This is a genomic window from Lederbergia citrisecunda, assembly GCF_018343695.1.
GTDB classification, from domain to species: Bacteria; Bacillota; Bacilli; order Bacillales; family Bacillaceae_C; genus Lederbergia; species Lederbergia citrisecunda.
In genome coordinates this window covers 3,529,786-3,545,060 of sequence record NZ_JAGYPJ010000001.1, presented here as the reverse complement: position 1 = coordinate 3,545,060, position 15,275 = coordinate 3,529,786, and the positions used below count along the sequence as shown (strand labels likewise).

Sequence of the window (15,275 nt, the reverse complement as noted above, 5' to 3'; positions counted from 1 at the left end):
TTTTGTTGTTAAAAATAATGTGAATATTAGATTAATGTATCATTTACAATAGTGTGTGGCATACACTATAATAAAAGCAGGAGATGATCATATGACAGAGGTTAACGAACATATTGAAAAATTAATGTTGGAATTGCGGCGTGGGACGATTACGATCGGTGTTCTCAGTCAGTTATCAGAGCCTCAATATGGCTATTCGCTCGTGAAGATGCTAGGAGATAATGGCATCCAAGTGGAGCCGGGAACTCTTTATCCACTTCTAAGAAGATTAGAAAAGCAGAGCTTATTGGTGAGCGAGTGGGATACAGATGAGGCGAGGCCACGGAAATATTACTTATTAAGTGAAACGGGGAAAGAGGTGTATAAGCTTTTGTGTGTTGAATGGGGAGGCATGGTAAAAAGTTTAGATCACTTAATCAATCAAAAAAGGGATGATGAAAATGGAGATGATTGAAAGATATATTTACGCAGTCACCCGTCGCTTATCTCAATCACAGAGAGCGGATGTCGAGAAGGAACTGCGCGGGTTGATTGCCGATATGCTGGATGAGCGAGCCGGAGAAGGTGAAGTTTCAGATTCGGATATTGAAGAAGTATTGTTGGAATTGGGTGATCCAAGACAACTGGCGCGGCAATATGGAGGTAAAAATAAGTATATTATCGGACCTGTATTGTTTGATTCGTATATTTCGGTATTGAAAATTTCCTTGATTTCGATTGTTGTGGCTATGACCGTTGTGTTTGGCATTAAAGTGGCGATAGATCCGATTCATATAATCGACCATTTTGTAAGTTTTATAGTGTCAATTGTAACCGTTATCCCACAAGGAGTAGGCTGGATGACATTGGTATTTGGTTCGATAGAGTATTTTGGAGGCATTAATGAAAGCAAATTTAATGTTCAAAAAGCTTGGAAACCAACAGATCTTCCACCTCTTCCAGATACAAAAAGACAGATCAAACGTACTGAATCGATTGCCGGTATCGTGTTTTTAGTTATATTAACATTTGTCTTTACGAGTCAATATTTCGGAATCTTTGTTTTTAAAAATGGCGAGTTCTCTACAGTAATTCCATTTTTAAATAAAGAAACAATCTTAACATCCTTACCGGTGATCATTGTTATTCTAGGGTTAGCCATTTTAAAAGAAGCATTAAAACTCGTCTATGAACGCTGGACGAAAAAACTAGCTTTATACACGATTCTCATTAATGTAGTTTCAATGGCAGTAGTGATCTTGATGATGACCATGTCGTCATTTTGGAACCCGAATTTCATGCTAGAACTATCCCAAATCCATGATATTTCGGTCGGTAGTGAAGCCTATAAAACCATCCAAACCATTTGGAATATATCTACTCGATGGATCGTAATTATGCTGATCATTGGATTGGTTTGGGATATCATTAGTGGGTTTTTTAAGATGCGTAAGATAGAGCAGTAGAGTGTATATACCCGATATCGTTAAAGGAGGCGCTGTCGCGTGCCCATTCACCCGAAAAAAGGAGTGCAGAGGTTACGCAAGAAGTAGTCGCGTGTTCTTTCATTCGCAAAAGGAATGCTAGGGGTCACGCAAGAAGTCGTTGCGTGACCTTTCACCCGAAAAAGGAATGACAAAGGGCATGCAAGAAGCAGTCGCGTACCCCTTCATCGAAAAAAGGAATGCAAGAAACTCTCGCATTCCTTTTAACACACTAGAAAAATACGAAATAGGTAGAAAGGTACTTATCTTTTCTACCTGTTTTTATCGTTACGACTGAATAAATGGCGTTTCTTTTAAATGGGCGGTATGTTCGTTTATATGATAGGAGAACACGTCATAATGAACCCATCTAAGTGGGAATTTAATCGCAAGTTCTTGCTTCCTGTTATAAATGAAAATATGTTTTTTGTTATATTCTATCTTTTTGATGTCGTGTAAATAAATGCTATTTTGCTTGGAACCGTCTTGCATGATAAGTTGATCGCCGATAATAGTAATTTTTCGTTTTTTGTTTTGGGTTAGTTCGTATAGACATAAACCTCCACCGACAACGGTAAAGAAAATGGAAAGTAGGATGGAGCCATTGAATCCCGATAATATTTGCCTAAACCAGTGGGCGATCAGTAGGGCTAAAAAGAACCATGCTCCCTTACTCAGTTTCGGTGAACTTTCATAATATACGCTGTTTTCGTGCACCAGCTGTTCTTCTTCTCTTTTTTCAAAGAAGTCCTGCTTATGTTTTTCAATACTAGCGGAATCAAACTCGATAAAATCAGTATATGATCCGTCCCATAAATTTGCCGCATCGTCCCCAGCTTCAAGCGCATAACCGCCAACCCAGCCTATGTACTCCGTTTGATGCTCTTTGAAACGCATTACATAATAACGAATGGGCTGTCCATATGAATTTTCCGTTTCAATTTGATCCACCACTTGAATGTCTTCTGGATAGCGTATGACGCCTTCATCTTCGGGCGAATTGATGACAGTGTAAAAAAGCCTCGTTTTTGCTAAATGCGGTTGTTTACGTTCTGTAATTGGATATAGATGCTCCCAATTTTTGTCGTCCAGTTCCCAATACGTCATTTCCGCACTTTCAATATGCTCTGCAGATTCAAGCAACACACTTTCGGGATACTGCAGATTTTTAGAGATGCACACGAGCAGCGCTTCTGTTTTGATCAATGGATCGTTGAAACGTAATGCCTCATTTAACTCTTGAGCTATTTCTTGTGAAAAATAGTATTTCATTAAACTAATGAAAAGTCTCATTTTATTCCGAACGATAAGATAACTATCTTTCCACGCGGTATATACATATTTCGTGGAATAATCCGGATCAAATTTTAAGTATTCCTGCTTAACAGATTCATAGTCTGCAAGTAAAGAAGCAAGCACAAACTCTTTTTTATACCCTTGCTCGACGCCGGAATTGTTAAGGGAAAGAATTAAATCGTACATCAAGTACTTATAATGATTGAACTGGATTTTGTCTAAAGTGACGTCAAGAATTCCTTTTATTAGCATTGGGTAGGAAGACAGCTCACCTATCGGTATATTGTAATCCTCCGTGTTAATTAAATGGACAATCTTATCTTCAAGAAAATAAAACACTTCTTCATCTTCTGTTAATAATAAAAATTCAATGGCTCGCTCTTTCGCATGTAAGTCGAGTCCATCAAAATGCTTCATCAGGCCTTCTACGACTTCAGGCATTGGAAAATCACATACAAAATCTATGAGATAAAAAGATGGATTATCCCAATGATCGACACGCTCCGGAAATGTTGAAGCGGCTGTTTTAATGACCTCTTTCAGAACGTCAATTTGGACTTCCAAACCATCCTGTTGCTTGTATTCAAATAGTTTTCCAAGGGCTTCGTAACGGGTTTCTGGATTTGAACTTTTTACCTGTTTTAAAATTTTTCGCAATGCTATTTCAATCAAGCTGTCCACCCTGTCCTTCTTTTACTGATATGTTCAATTATATTATTTCATTTATATTTGAGTAGTCAATCTTATTTTTGAAGGTTGGGAAATAGAAAAAGGCTTTTTAAATACGATGGAGAATTAGTATTTATGAGATTTTCGAGGAGAGGTCATGATGAAAAAAGAGCACTATCACCGGGCATTTGGGGTCTATGGAATTTGTTATAGCAGTCATGAATTACTAGTCATTAATAAGGGTGGTGGGCCATATAAAAATAGATTTGATTTGCCAGGTGGAAGTCTTGAAACAGGAGAGAGTCTTGTAGAATGTGTAGAAAGAGAAGTGCTAGAAGAAACAGGTTTTTCAATAAAAGTGGATGAACACATTGGAGTTGCAGACTTTATTTTGCCTTGGGATTGGAAAGGATTTACCCACGTTCATCATATTGCAGTTTTTTATACGGTCTCGATTGTAGGAGGAACGCTTGTGCAGCCTGATCCATTTCCAGGACAAGACTCGCTAGGGGCCTTATGGGTACCAAAAGAGATGCTTGATCTCGAAAATGCTTCTCCCTTAGTACTAAAAGCAGTAAACTGGCTCGATACGAATGAGTTAGGAATGGGTGTGGAGCGATATGAAAAGTGGAAAGTCTTGTAAACTATTTATAAAAAAGAACAGGAGGGATTGTATTGAAGGATGCAGACCTAATAAACCAATACAACGAAGCACCGAAGAAATTGGCAGAAGCCTTATCAGGTCTCCATGACAGTGACCTGGATAAAAAAAGAGCTGAAGGTAAATGGTCTATACGGGAAATTGCCCACCATATCATCGAATGTGATCTTAATTATTTTCAAATTAACCGGTATGCATTGGCAGATACAGGAGCAAAATTTATCTTTAATGAATTCGACCCCAATACGTGGAACAAGACCATGGATCATAGTACAAGATCCCTTCAGCTTGAATTACAGTTGTTTAACATCATGAGGGAGTATATTGCTTATCTTTGTAGCAGTTTACCAAATGCATTAGATAGAGTGCTCATTCATCAAGACGGAAAAGCAACCGTTCGGGATGCTATAAAACATGATATTCAACATGCCAATCATCATATTGAACAAATATTGGAGACAAAGAGAATACATCATTTATAGAGTAGGTGGAAAAGAGTGCTAACGTTTTATATTACAAGACACGGAGAAACGGAATGGAATGTTCAAATTAGAATGCAAGGTTGGGGAGATTCCGCATTAACGGAAAATGGGATTAGAAATGCAATATTACTTGGCAAAAGGCTTGAAGGTGTCGATTTTCATGCCATTTATTCTAGTACGAGCAAAAGGACGCAAGCAACGTCAGAGTTGATTCGGGGGAATCGAGACATCCCCATTTTCTTTGATGAAAAATTAAGAGAAATCCATATGGGTGATTGGGAAGGGAAAACGAGATTCTTTTTAGAGGAACATGATGCAGAAAATTTTCATGCATTTTGGAATACTCCTCATTTGTATGTGCCAACGAAGGGTGAGAAGTTTTTAGAGTTACAGGAAAGAGTTCTAAAAGCGATCGACGAAATAAAGCAAACGTACGAGAGCGGGAACGTTCTAATTGTTACCCATACAGCCGTAATAAAGGTATTACTGGCATTTATTAAAAAGCTTTCAATTGAAAACGTATGGGACCCACCATACATCCATGATACGAGTCTTACACTGATAGAGTTTGATGGTGATGAAGGGATGGTCGTCCTAGAAGGAGATGTATCGCATTGGGGAAAATCAAATGATTAGAAGAGCGGTAGGGGCGATTGTAACTTACGGTAAACAATTTTTGATCATACATAAAGTGAAAATCAATACTAGCGGAGGAAAAGAGGACATAAAAGGAGAATGGGATTTTGTAAAAGGCGGAGTCAAGGAAAACGAAGATTTGAAAAAGGCGATGTTACGAGAGCTTGAGGAAGAAACAGGCTCAAAAAGCTATAAATGTATCAAACAATTTACCGAAAAAATCAGCTTCGACTTCCCTCCTAATCTAAGAACGAAAATTGGATGTGATCGCCAAGAGACGACGATGTTTCATTTTGAATATGTTGGGGATCCGAATGGTCTAAAGCCACAGGATAATGAAATAGATGAAATGATGTTTGTGGAAAAAGAAGCTATTTTGAAAAAGTTAACCCATTTTGACACAATTAAGTTTTTTCAAAATAATTTCTCTACTTTCTGATATGATAGATGGACATACAACGTAAGGAGAATTTATGAAAAAGTTTATTACTGGCATACTTAGTTTTTTCATACTCGATTTATATTTCAATGTTACAACGCACTTTATTAATTTCAATATCTTTATCCAATTAATTAGTATTCTACTTTTCTTTCCACTTGCATCATTTATCGCCAAGTTAAATGGGCTTCAAGGACTTAGAGGAATTGGAATGGTACGGGAAAAATGGCCGAAGTATTTTACGGCAAGTTTTCTTATTGGGTTTGGATGCTGGGCATTCATGTACGTTACATATCATATCGCCGGAAAATTTGAGATCAATGGCGTTAAAACAGGACTTGAGGCTTGGTGGATTATTGGTCAAATTATCGTTGGATTTTTCCTCGGTTCATTGATTAATGATTTAGTGACGAGAGGTTTTCTCATTAGCATATTAAAAGGGAAAATCCCGCCTCTAGCTATAGCAACCATTAGCATTTTGGTTTATGCATTGGATGACTTTTGGAATGGAGATCTCAGCATCTTGAATTTTGTTTTTTCCGTTGTGTTAGGTTTCTCACTTACATATGCATTTTTTAAAACGGGAAGCATTTGGGCTTCTACTGGCATCCATTTTGGATTAAATATGGCATACGGGTTGATCTTTGGTCTTTCAGGTCAATATGGTGATGGGATTTTTCTAATGACGAAAGGAAATATTCATTCTTTCCTAAATACAACCATTTTGTTAATGGCGGCAGCCTTAATGTTTGTCATCGTATTTCTGTACTATCGGGATAAAAAAAGGGTGATTTCAATATGATTAAAGCTGTCATTTTCGATTTGGATGGGACGCTGCTCGATCGAGATAACTCCGTCAAGAAATTTATCCACGCACAATACGAGCGGTTAATAGAATATGTTGGAAATGTTCCACATGAAACATATATCTCCAGGTTCGTAGAGTTGGATTGTAGAGGATATGTTTGGAAGGATAAGGTTTACCAACAAATGGTCGAAGAGTTTAACATTCAGAACATTTCTTGGGAAGACTTGCTTCAGGACTATATAGAGGAATTTAAACATTATTGCGTAGCTTTTCCTAATCTGATTAACATGCTTGACGATTTAAGAAAGCAAGTTCGCCTTGGAATAATTTCGAACGGTTTTGGGCAATTTCAAATGGATAACATCAAGGCTCTAGGAATCGAGCATTATTTTGATGCCATTCTTATATCTGAATGGGAAGGAATGAAAAAGCCGAATCCCGATATTTTTAGGAAAGCTGCGACTAGTCTAAACGTTTTGCCACATGAATGTATATATGTAGGAGATCATCCTGAAAATGATGTAAGGGGTGCACAAAACGCGGGAATGATAGGTGTTTGGAAAAAAGATCCCGAATGGCATCAAGTTGAAGCGGATTATATCATAGAGGATTTGCTGGACATAACGAACATCATAAAAAGGGGGAAGGCTGAACATGAATTTTAAGTTTAAAGCAATCGATCATATTCAATTGGCAGCTCCAAAAGGAAGCGAAGAATTAGCGAGACATTTTTTCAATCGCATTTTAGGATTTGCTGAAATTGAAAAACCTGAAGTGTTAAAAAAGAATGGTGGAGTGTGGTTTGCATATGGAAATGTGCAAATACATGTAGGAACTGAAGATCCTTTTTCACCAGCTAAAAAAGCACATCCTGCATTCGAAGTAGAAAATCTCGAGGCATTAAAACAACATCTGTTAAAGTACGCTGTCGATATTATTGAAGACAACAATCTTCCAGGAGCCAAGAGATTTTATGTTGCAGACCCATTTGGAAATCGGATTGAATTGTTGGAGTGGGATAAGTAAGGAGCCTTAACATGGAAATTTCGCTAGTCAGACACGGAAAATCTTTATGGACTGAAAATAAGCCAATCACTTGTCAGGAGTTTAGGATATGGGTTGAGAGATATGATAGTCATGGCATTTTTGAAGAAAAATCATATCCTTTGGAAACTCTTGAAAAAATGGCAGCCGCAAAAATGATCATTACGAGCCATTTGAAACGGTCCATCGAGTCAGCGAAACTATTAAATTCCAATATACAAACGATTTCGGATACCTCGTTTCGGGAAACAGAATTACCAATTCCTTTAGCAACATGTTGGGGATTAAAACTAAATGCAAGTATGTGGGCAGTGCTTTTGCGCTGCCTATGGTTTATTGGTTATTCAAGAGGTTGTGAGTCTATAAGAGAAGCGAAGAAAAGAGCAGAAAAAGCTGCAATACTTTTAGTTAATTATGCTAAGGAACATCAACATATCGTTTTGGTTGGACATGGTTTTTTCAATATGCTTATCGCAAAAGAACTGAATAAGATGGGCTGGAATGGAGCAAGAAAAACAAATTCAAAGCACTGGAATTGTACAACGTATTCACTTTTATAAAGGCTCTTTTCTCAAACATTGTTGCTATTTCATATAAATTTTTATAATTAGAAATTGATTTGAACCTCAAAAATGAATCATACTGCTGAGAAAAGAGCTGCCAACTTTATAGGGACAGCTAAACTTCATTGAATAGGTGTAAAAGCCTTCTTTTGGGCTTTTACAAAAAACAGCTTTTATAAAAAAAGAAGGTGTTGGAATTGAAATTAACGGACTATTCTAAGATTGCAGAAAGGTACGACCAAAACCCATTTAGAATAAAAGAAGTGCAATTTGATACAGACATTAAAGAATACATACATAACATAGCAAAACCGTCATATCACATTTTGGATTTAGCTTGCGGAACAGGTTTATATCTGGATAAACAGTTAACATCTTTTAGGGAAGAGCGTATTAACTGGCATGGATTAGACGCATCGGAAGAGATGCTGATAAAAGCAAAGGAAAAGGTAACGGATGTCACTTTTACTCACGGACAGGCTGAAGATATGCCATACACATCTGATACATTTGACTTCATTTCAAATAACTATGCCTTTCATCACTTTACTAAAAAGGATCTAGCTTTAGATGAAATACATCGGATCCTCGTAAAGAACGGAATCTATAAAATGCATAATATATGTATTCACGATATGCCCCAATGGTGGGTTTATCATTATTTCCCTTCAGCCTATGAGGAAGACCAAAAAAGATATTGGGATAAGAATCTTATTTTCAAAGAACTTTTAAAAAGAGACTTTCATGTAGACTTAAAAATTGCTTATCGGATGGAAGAAGTAAAGGTAACGGATTACCTAGTTTACGCCGAAAATAGGGATATTTCAGTGTTAACATTAATCAGTGATAACGAGTACCAAGAAGGATTAGAAAAAATGAGAGTGGATGTAAAGAATAATCCTAATAAAAAAATCGTAAATGAATTTGCGGAAATGTTTTGCATCGCTAAAAAGTTATGAATCGGGGTTTTGTCATTGACCATATCTTTAAATCTTGTAGTCATTAAATCTAAAAATCTTGAAGAATCCGTCGCTTTTTACAAAGAGTTAGGTCTTCAATTTCAAAAAGAACAGCACGGCAATGGTCCGGAGCATTATGCATGTGAACTTGATAATCTAGTATTTGAGATCTACCCTGCAACACAACACCATAATGAAAAAATACGCATCGGATTTAGCATTGAACATATGGAAAATGTCATCGCATCTTTTAAATCAAGAGGTACAGAAATCGTAACAGAACCGACAGTAAGTCCTTGGGGAGAACGGGCTGTTGTAAAAGATCCCGATGGAAACAGCGTTGAGTTGCTGGAGAAGGAAGGGTAAGGAGACAAGATGGAGACGACATTGATCATGAAATAAAGGAAAATCGATTGTAGTAGGCACACATGGAAATATCATGACCATAATCATGAACTATTTCAATCAACAATATGGATTTGATTTTTGGAGAAGTACAACAAAACCAGATATTTACCGTTTAGTTTTTTCAAATGAATTATTGCTTAATGTTACAAGAATATGGTCTAACTAGGAGATTGCCAGACATGGAAAATGAAATTCTGAACATATTTGATGAACGCGGAAAAGTAATGAGAAAAGAATCACGCAGAGTAGTACATGAAAAAGGATATTGGCATGAAACCTTTCAATGCTGGATTGTCGGGAAAGAGAATGGAACCGATTATATATATTTCCAAATTCGTAGCGATGAAAAAGCTGATTTTCCGGGTTTACTAGATATTACGGCAGCCGGCCATATCCTTTCTCATGAAACGGTGGAAGATGGGATTAGGGAAGTCCAGGAAGAATTGGGGATCAACGTTACAATGAATGAGTTAATCCCACTAGGCATTATTAAGAATACAATTGTAACAGGTCATTTCATTGATAATGAATTTGGGAACAATTTTTTATACATATCCGAACAACCATTAACATTTAAATTGCAGGTAGAGGAGGTTTCTGGAATCGTAAAAGCGAATTTCAATGATTTTTATCAGTTTTGTTTTGGAGAAGTAGAAGAAATATTGGTGATTTCAGAAACCGAATCTATTCATCAATATATTAGCAAGAATGACTTCGTACCACATCAGGACACGTATTTTAAAACTGTCGCTAAACGAATTGCTGTACATATTTGAAGTTGAATATTGGCTGAATTCTTTTATAGCTAATAGAACTGGGATAACGGCTAATAGAATCACGGCTAATAGAAACTCAAATCATCTAATAGAAGTCGCAAAACGTCTAATAGAAACTCAAAACATCTAATAGAATGCCTGTAACGTCTAATAGAATCCCAAATCATCTAATAGGAGTCAAGAAACGTCTAATAGAACTGTATAATCATCAAATAGAAAGTTTGAAACTCTTCGCTTAAGGTTGAAACGAGTTCAATTAACTACAAATAGAACAAAATATGTTCAGTTATGAATAATATAGAAAGAAATGAGGGGCGTCGATGAAATTTATTTTAATCGTTGGTCCACAGGCTGTTGGAAAAATGACAATCGGACAAGAATTAGAGAAAATGACAGACCTAAAACTTTTTCACAATCATATAACGATTGAAATGGTAACTCCCTTTTTTAGTTATGGGACGGATGCTGGGAAAAGATTAGTAAAGCTTTTTCGTGAGGAGATTTTTAAGGAGGTCGCCAATAGCGATTTACCAGGTTTAATTTTTACGTATGTATGTGCGTTTAACATGAAGGAAGATTTGGACTACATGGATGAGATCTGTCAAATTTTCGAATCAAAGGGCGGCACTGTGTATTTTGTTGAGCTAGAGGCTGATGTTGAAGAAAGATTGGAGCGGAATAAAAGTCCGCATCGACTTGAGCAAAAGCCTACGAAAAGAAATATTGAGTGGTCGGAACGCGATTTGCTTAAGTCGATGGAAAAGTATCGATTGAACTCAATTGAAGGAGAAATCAATCGGGAACATTATTTGAGAATAAATAATACGAATTTGAGTGCAGAGGAAGTCGCAAAAATGATAAAAGAAGAATTCCAATTATAAGAGGTGATTAAACTGGATTATGTTATGGAATTAAGGAAATTAGTAGGTCACAGACCCCTCATTCTCACTGGTTCTGTTGTCTTGATTGTTAATGAGAAGAAAGAGTTGCTATTGCAGCACCGAACCGATGGGGGCTGGGGATTGCCCGGTGGGTTAATGGAATTAGGGAGAGTTTGGAAGATACAGCAAGGCGTGAAGTGAAGGAAGAGACGGGCCTCATCATAGGAGAATTAAAACTTCTTGGTGTTTTTTCAGGCAAAGAATATTATTTTAAACTACCAAATAAAGACGAGCTATATTGTGTTTCCGCTGTTTATATGACAAAGGATGTCCAAGGTAATATTGAAATCAATAAATCTGAATCGGTCGATGTTCAGTATTTTAGCTTAGATCAATTGCCCGATGGACTTCGAGATGAGTATCGTAGTTACATAGAGCCTTTCATAGAAGAATTAATAAAATAAAAAGGGAAATCGAGTACCTCTAAAGAAATATATTCATATCAAAAATGAGGAGTGGTTTCTATGAAAAGTCCTGTTTTAAATGAGCTCGGCGGTGTCTTCATCCCAGTAAGCGATATTGAAAAAGCCCGTGATTGGTATTGCGATTTATTAGGTGTGCCAAATGATGGAGAAATCCCGTTTGGACATTTGTATGTTTTGCCTATGGAAGGGCCAGGAATTGTGTTGGATAGTAGAATATATGCGCCTGATCGCGTTATTAAGTCTCCACTTATCCAATTTAAAACAAAAGATATCGAAGAAGCATACGATTATGTAAAAAGTAAAAACATAGAAATCTTTACTGAAATCCAGCACGGTCATTTTTTTAATTTTAAAGATCCAGATGGAAACCACCTCATGATGTGTCGTTGATAAACAAAGCAAGATAAGGTCCCGTAAAAGGGGGCGTTCAGTATATTCTTTCGAAAATTATTAGCAGCGTTTTTAACCTCAATCATTAGTTTTTTTATCGTCCCTGTATTTTTTAATTCTACACAAAATGATTATTTTCTAATAGGTCTCGCTGTGAGTATGGTAACTGTGCCAATAATGATCGTTATAGGGGTGCCATTGTCTGCAGTGATTGAATCGACTAGTACACGCAAGCATTTTGGATGGTCGTATTTGAAACATGTAGCATGTGGGATCGTTTGTGCGGGATTATTTTCATTAATGTCTTTTACTGCTTCAATCATTGCTTTTATTTATGTAACTGTTTTCTTTATTATTGATAACGTATTGAAGCATCTTGATGATAAAAAACAATAGGAGTCTGTCCGACGATAGGGATATCATTTCTTACGCTGCGAATTAGTATAGTGTAAACGCGGAAAGGGTGTTCGACTTTGGCAAGATTCAAAGAGCAGACTATGCTTCTCAGAATTAGCTGGATGCTCCTTCTCATTACCGGATTGGGGATTTTGATCTTTGGAATATTGGTTGCCACGTTTCCACAGATTGCAGGTCCTTATGATTTAGGATTGATTCGAGCGCTTGGCGTTGCTACGACTGGAATGGGATTTTTCGGTACCATGATCACTCTCAAGTCATACAGAGGAAAAGAAAGATGGGCGTGGTTTACTCTCTGGTTTTACCCCATCTTCTGGACATTGCATTTGGTAGGCCGACTGCCGCCAGGGAATGATCATATCCATCAGGTTGTTTTCATTGTCATATCTTTCCTAGGATTGATGCTTCCTTTTAGACATTTCTTCCCGAGGAAAACATCAAAATGAAAAAAGAACAGTCATTGAATGGCATTTTAAGAAAGGAGCTATTTCTACAAGTTCGTAGATGGAGCTCCTTTTTTAGTTATGAATTGTTGAAGTCCTTGTACAGCTAGACAAAGACTGGAAATAGTTGCATGATAATATAGAATCGAATGTCGAGTAGAGGTGGACAAGTTGAAGAAAAAAGAAAAGAGTGCCATGTACATGCAGCGATTTGAATCTATTTTTCAATGTCCTGTTTGTACGAGCCCAATGAAAATAATTGAGCTGAAAAGTGTCGTTTGCGATCAACATCATACGTTTGATATTGCCAAACAAGGTTATGTCAATTTTCTCACTCGTCCTGTTCATTCCGAATATGATAAGGCATTATTTGAAGCACGAAAAACAGTGATAGACAGCGGGTTATATGAACGACTTCACTCAATGATTAGGGAAATCATAGATGAGGAAAAAGCTCCGAAAGTACTGGATACAGGATGTGGAGAAGGTTCGCATTTATCGCATATCCTAAGAGATGTAAGTGGAGCTGTTGGGGTAGGCATTGATATTGCAAAAGAAGGTATTTTATCTGCTGCGAAATATTATGACGATTTCATTTGGTGCGTAGGAGATCTAGCGAATAGTCCATTTTCGAAAGAGTCTTTTGATATCATCTTGAACATCTTATCGCCAGCTAATTATGCAGAGTTTACACGACTGGTAAAACAGGATGGGCTTTTAATAAAAGTAGTTCCGAAGAGCGGGTATTTAAAAGAAATTAGGGATATTTTCTATACAGAAGCATACTCCAATGAGCAAACTGTTGAACGATTTAAGGAAAACTTTCGAAATATGGAAACATATCAGCTATCCTACAAAGTTCCTCTTCATGAAAATCTTATTCAGCCTTTACTTCAAATGACTCCGTTAACGTGGAATAAGATCGATGGAGCTAACGAAGTGCATATTACAGAAATCACGATCGATTTGGAAATTTTAGTAGGTAGAAAAAAATAAACATAATGGGGTATACATCATGACGATAAACTCAATTATTATTGCAACTATAGCAGGGGTTCTTACATTCATCTTTGCTGATGGATTGAGCGGTTTACTCATCACGAACGTACTATTAGGATTGATTGCCGGAAAATTATTAGACTAATAGTGGGGTGTTTTAAAATGATACGTTCACTTATATTCGATATGGACGGGACACTTTTTCAAACAAATAAAATCTTGGATATTTCACTAGTAGATACTTTTGACTATTTAAGGAAAAACGATATGTGGAGCGGAGAAACACCAATAGAGACATACCAAAAAATAATGGGCGTTCCGCTCCCAGTCGTGTGGGAAACATTAATGCCGAACCATACGAGTACAGTTCGGACATTAGCAAATGACTATTTTCATGAACAACTCATTAATAATATAAAGAGTGGAAAAGGGGACTTATACCCTCATGTCTTTGAATTATTTGACCATCTTAAGAAGAATAACTATTCCATTTTTATTGCCAGTAACGGATTAGTGAAGTATTTAAACGTAATTGAAAAATATTATAAATTAGACCGTTGGGTGACAGAAACCTTCAGTATCGAACAAATACATACTCAAGACAAAGGAGATTTAGTCCAACTGATTAAGCAAAAGTATAAAATAGATAACGGTGCTGTCGTAGGAGACAGGTTATCTGATATTCATGCAGCAAAGAAAAATGGCTTCATTTCGATAGGCTGTAATTTCGATTTCGCTCATGCGGATGAACTTGCTAAAGCTGATATCATCATAGACGATTTGTTAGAGATTAAAGATGTTTTGCCTAGTTTAGAGACCTCTCAAACCCAAGATAACGTGTCCCTTGGAAAGTAAGAATACCGGTATCTCCTTCTGCCAGTAGGCCATATTCCTTTCCAGACACTTTAAATTCCGTGCGATCACCGCTTTCAAATTCAAAAGTAACATAATAAGACGTACTCGTATGATGGGAGTGCATATTGTTCCCATCAACATGTGTATGCCTACTTACTTTTGTCCTTTTTGTCTTTACAATGGCAGGGACAGATAAGCGTGGTGATTGTTCGTTTTTTTGCCATTGTTGAATGCCTCTGACAGAGTTGAAGATAATTGAAATAATGACGATTGCAAAAACAATAACGATAAAAACAGGAACAATAGAAAATAATGAAAATTCAAATCCAGAAAAATAAAATTCTTCCCCCACATTCACCTTACATCACCTCACTTTCACATTCTTACGTTTGATCAAATCAGAAGGTTTCAACAACTCCAATAGCAATTGAAGTATAACACTACTCCTAACTATTAACGATTTCATTAAAATGGCAGGTAAACCCAAAAACCATACCGAAAATAATACTAATTAAATTTTTATAAAAAATTTTGAAGTGTGTCGATTTTGCTGTTTGTTGCTCGTCGTTAAAGTAGATAAGAGATTAAAAGGAGAGGTTAA

23 protein-coding genes and 1 pseudogene are annotated in these 15,275 nt (G+C 36.8%); 22 read left to right on the top strand and 2 right to left on the bottom strand.

Annotated elements, in window-relative coordinates:
- Positions 1–91 precede the first annotated feature (91 nt).
- Both KHA93_RS17230 and KHA93_RS17225 read left to right on the top strand, forming a co-directional pair.
- A complete protein-coding gene (locus KHA93_RS17230) occupies positions 92–454 on the top strand; it encodes a PadR family transcriptional regulator (protein ID WP_213111858.1) in 363 nt (120 codons plus the stop codon).
- Positions 432–1,445: an HAAS signaling domain-containing protein gene (locus KHA93_RS17225; protein ID WP_233711215.1), complete on the top strand. Its 1,014-nt coding sequence runs from the start codon at positions 432–434 to the stop codon at positions 1,443–1,445. Before KHA93_RS17230 ends, KHA93_RS17225 begins: the two co-directional genes overlap by 23 nt.
- 306 nt (positions 1,446–1,751) lie before the next feature.
- On the opposite strand, the gene KHA93_RS17220 is transcribed toward KHA93_RS17225, so the two are convergent.
- Positions 1,752–3,431 carry a hypothetical protein gene (locus tag KHA93_RS17220; protein ID WP_213111857.1) on the bottom strand — a complete coding sequence of 560 codons (1,680 nt, stop codon included), beginning with the start codon at positions 3,429–3,431 and terminating at the stop codon, positions 1,752–1,754.
- A gap of 154 nt (positions 3,432–3,585) precedes the next feature.
- Here KHA93_RS17220 and KHA93_RS17215 point away from each other — a divergent pair, with 154 nt between their 5' ends.
- The 20 genes and pseudogenes from KHA93_RS17215 (at position 3,586) to KHA93_RS17130 (ending at position 14,674) form a co-directional block, all read left to right on the top strand.
- Entirely contained in the window at positions 3,586–4,071 is a 486-nt protein-coding gene (locus KHA93_RS17215) for an NUDIX hydrolase (RefSeq protein WP_213111856.1), read from the top strand.
- A 32-nt stretch (positions 4,072–4,103) separates the two neighbouring features.
- On the top strand, positions 4,104–4,571 hold the full coding sequence (locus KHA93_RS17210) for a DinB family protein (protein ID WP_233711214.1): 468 nt from the start codon (positions 4,104–4,106) through the stop codon (positions 4,569–4,571).
- A gap of 15 nt (positions 4,572–4,586) precedes the next feature.
- The gene (locus KHA93_RS17205; protein WP_213111855.1) at positions 4,587–5,207 is read left to right on the top strand and encodes a histidine phosphatase family protein; all 621 of its coding nucleotides are present in this window, start codon (positions 4,587–4,589) and stop codon (positions 5,205–5,207) included.
- Entirely contained in the window at positions 5,200–5,646 is a 447-nt protein-coding gene (locus tag KHA93_RS17200; protein ID WP_213111854.1) for an NUDIX domain-containing protein, read from the top strand. The genes KHA93_RS17205 and KHA93_RS17200 overlap by 8 nt, the downstream gene beginning before the upstream one ends.
- A 34-nt stretch (positions 5,647–5,680) precedes the next feature.
- The gene (locus KHA93_RS17195) at positions 5,681–6,448 is read left to right on the top strand and encodes a CPBP family intramembrane glutamic endopeptidase (RefSeq protein WP_213111853.1); all 768 of its coding nucleotides are present in this window, start codon (positions 5,681–5,683) and stop codon (positions 6,446–6,448) included.
- Positions 6,445–7,119, top strand: a complete 675-nt coding sequence (locus KHA93_RS17190; protein WP_213111852.1) for an HAD family hydrolase — start codon at positions 6,445–6,447, stop codon at positions 7,117–7,119. The genes KHA93_RS17195 and KHA93_RS17190 overlap by 4 nt, the downstream gene beginning before the upstream one ends.
- Complete coding sequence (locus tag KHA93_RS17185) at positions 7,109–7,480, top strand: VOC family protein (RefSeq protein ID WP_213111851.1); 372 nt, start codon at positions 7,109–7,111, stop codon at positions 7,478–7,480. Before KHA93_RS17190 ends, KHA93_RS17185 begins: the two co-directional genes overlap by 11 nt.
- An 11-nt stretch (positions 7,481–7,491) precedes the next feature.
- Positions 7,492–8,058 carry a histidine phosphatase family protein gene (locus tag KHA93_RS17180; RefSeq protein ID WP_213111850.1) on the top strand — a complete coding sequence of 189 codons (567 nt, stop codon included), beginning with the start codon at positions 7,492–7,494 and terminating at the stop codon, positions 8,056–8,058.
- Between the two features lie 200 nt (positions 8,059–8,258).
- Entirely contained in the window at positions 8,259–9,020 is a 762-nt protein-coding gene (locus KHA93_RS17175; protein WP_213111849.1) for a class I SAM-dependent methyltransferase, read from the top strand.
- 15 nt (positions 9,021–9,035) lie between these two features.
- On the top strand, positions 9,036–9,386 hold the full coding sequence (locus KHA93_RS17170; RefSeq protein ID WP_213111848.1) for a VOC family protein: 351 nt from the start codon (positions 9,036–9,038) through the stop codon (positions 9,384–9,386).
- 73 nt (positions 9,387–9,459) lie between these two features.
- Positions 9,460–9,594, top strand: a complete 135-nt coding sequence (locus KHA93_RS23610) for a hypothetical protein (RefSeq protein WP_267917526.1) — start codon at positions 9,460–9,462, stop codon at positions 9,592–9,594.
- Between the two features lie 13 nt (positions 9,595–9,607).
- Positions 9,608–10,204 carry an NUDIX hydrolase gene (locus tag KHA93_RS17165; protein WP_213111847.1) on the top strand — a complete coding sequence of 199 codons (597 nt, stop codon included), beginning with the start codon at positions 9,608–9,610 and terminating at the stop codon, positions 10,202–10,204.
- A gap of 320 nt (positions 10,205–10,524) precedes the next feature.
- On the top strand, positions 10,525–11,085 hold the full coding sequence (locus tag KHA93_RS17160) for a DEAD/DEAH box helicase family protein (protein ID WP_213111846.1): 561 nt from the start codon (positions 10,525–10,527) through the stop codon (positions 11,083–11,085).
- 12 nt (positions 11,086–11,097) lie between these two features.
- A pseudogene (locus KHA93_RS17155) lies at positions 11,098–11,549 on the top strand (NUDIX hydrolase).
- A gap of 60 nt (positions 11,550–11,609) precedes the next feature.
- Positions 11,610–11,960: a VOC family protein gene (locus KHA93_RS17150; RefSeq protein WP_213111845.1), complete on the top strand. Its 351-nt coding sequence runs from the start codon at positions 11,610–11,612 to the stop codon at positions 11,958–11,960.
- A 198-nt stretch (positions 11,961–12,158) separates the two neighbouring features.
- Complete coding sequence (locus KHA93_RS17145; protein ID WP_213111844.1) at positions 12,159–12,356, top strand: hypothetical protein; 198 nt, start codon at positions 12,159–12,161, stop codon at positions 12,354–12,356.
- A 77-nt stretch (positions 12,357–12,433) separates the two neighbouring features.
- On the top strand, positions 12,434–12,823 hold the full coding sequence (locus KHA93_RS17140) for a hypothetical protein (protein WP_213111843.1): 390 nt from the start codon (positions 12,434–12,436) through the stop codon (positions 12,821–12,823).
- A 159-nt stretch (positions 12,824–12,982) separates the two neighbouring features.
- Complete coding sequence (locus KHA93_RS17135) at positions 12,983–13,816, top strand: putative RNA methyltransferase (RefSeq protein ID WP_349772310.1); 834 nt, start codon at positions 12,983–12,985, stop codon at positions 13,814–13,816.
- A 19-nt stretch (positions 13,817–13,835) separates the two neighbouring features.
- Positions 13,836–13,964 carry a hypothetical protein gene (locus tag KHA93_RS23605; RefSeq protein ID WP_267917524.1) on the top strand — a complete coding sequence of 43 codons (129 nt, stop codon included), beginning with the start codon at positions 13,836–13,838 and terminating at the stop codon, positions 13,962–13,964.
- 17 nt (positions 13,965–13,981) lie between these two features.
- Positions 13,982–14,674, top strand: coding sequence for an HAD hydrolase-like protein (locus tag KHA93_RS17130; protein WP_213111842.1), 693 nt, complete (start codon positions 13,982–13,984; stop codon positions 14,672–14,674).
- Here the strand turns inward: KHA93_RS17130 and KHA93_RS17125 are convergent.
- The gene (locus KHA93_RS17125; protein WP_349772309.1) at positions 14,625–15,032 is read right to left on the bottom strand and encodes a DUF2500 domain-containing protein; all 408 of its coding nucleotides are present in this window, start codon (positions 15,030–15,032) and stop codon (positions 14,625–14,627) included. The genes KHA93_RS17130 and KHA93_RS17125 overlap by 50 nt on opposite strands.
- Positions 15,033–15,275: the final 243 nt, after the last annotated feature.

What these genes read in the sequence shown, in the direction of transcription:
- KHA93_RS17230 (WP_213111858.1), top strand. Translation starts at nt 92, where the DNA reads ATGACAGAGGTTAACGAACATATTGAAAAATTAATGTTGGAATTGCGG.
- KHA93_RS17225 (WP_233711215.1), top strand. Translation starts at nt 432, where the DNA reads ATGATGAAAATGGAGATGATTGAAAGATATATTTACGCAGTCACCCGT.
- KHA93_RS17215 (WP_213111856.1), top strand. Translation starts at nt 3,586, where the DNA reads ATGATGAAAAAAGAGCACTATCACCGGGCATTTGGGGTCTATGGAATT.
- KHA93_RS17200 (WP_213111854.1), top strand. Translation starts at nt 5,200, where the DNA reads ATGATTAGAAGAGCGGTAGGGGCGATTGTAACTTACGGTAAACAATTT.
- KHA93_RS17195 (WP_213111853.1), top strand. Translation starts at nt 5,681, where the DNA reads ATGAAAAAGTTTATTACTGGCATACTTAGTTTTTTCATACTCGATTTA.
- KHA93_RS17190 (WP_213111852.1), top strand. Translation starts at nt 6,445, where the DNA reads ATGATTAAAGCTGTCATTTTCGATTTGGATGGGACGCTGCTCGATCGA.
- KHA93_RS17185 (WP_213111851.1), top strand. Translation starts at nt 7,109, where the DNA reads ATGAATTTTAAGTTTAAAGCAATCGATCATATTCAATTGGCAGCTCCA.
- KHA93_RS17180 (WP_213111850.1), top strand. Translation starts at nt 7,492, where the DNA reads ATGGAAATTTCGCTAGTCAGACACGGAAAATCTTTATGGACTGAAAAT.
- KHA93_RS23610 (WP_267917526.1), top strand. Translation starts at nt 9,460, where the DNA reads ATGACCATAATCATGAACTATTTCAATCAACAATATGGATTTGATTTT.
- KHA93_RS17165 (WP_213111847.1), top strand. Translation starts at nt 9,608, where the DNA reads ATGGAAAATGAAATTCTGAACATATTTGATGAACGCGGAAAAGTAATG.
- KHA93_RS17160 (WP_213111846.1), top strand. Translation starts at nt 10,525, where the DNA reads ATGAAATTTATTTTAATCGTTGGTCCACAGGCTGTTGGAAAAATGACA.
- KHA93_RS17150 (WP_213111845.1), top strand. Translation starts at nt 11,610, where the DNA reads ATGAAAAGTCCTGTTTTAAATGAGCTCGGCGGTGTCTTCATCCCAGTA.
- KHA93_RS23605 (WP_267917524.1), top strand. Translation starts at nt 13,836, where the DNA reads ATGACGATAAACTCAATTATTATTGCAACTATAGCAGGGGTTCTTACA.
- KHA93_RS17130 (WP_213111842.1), top strand. Translation starts at nt 13,982, where the DNA reads ATGATACGTTCACTTATATTCGATATGGACGGGACACTTTTTCAAACA.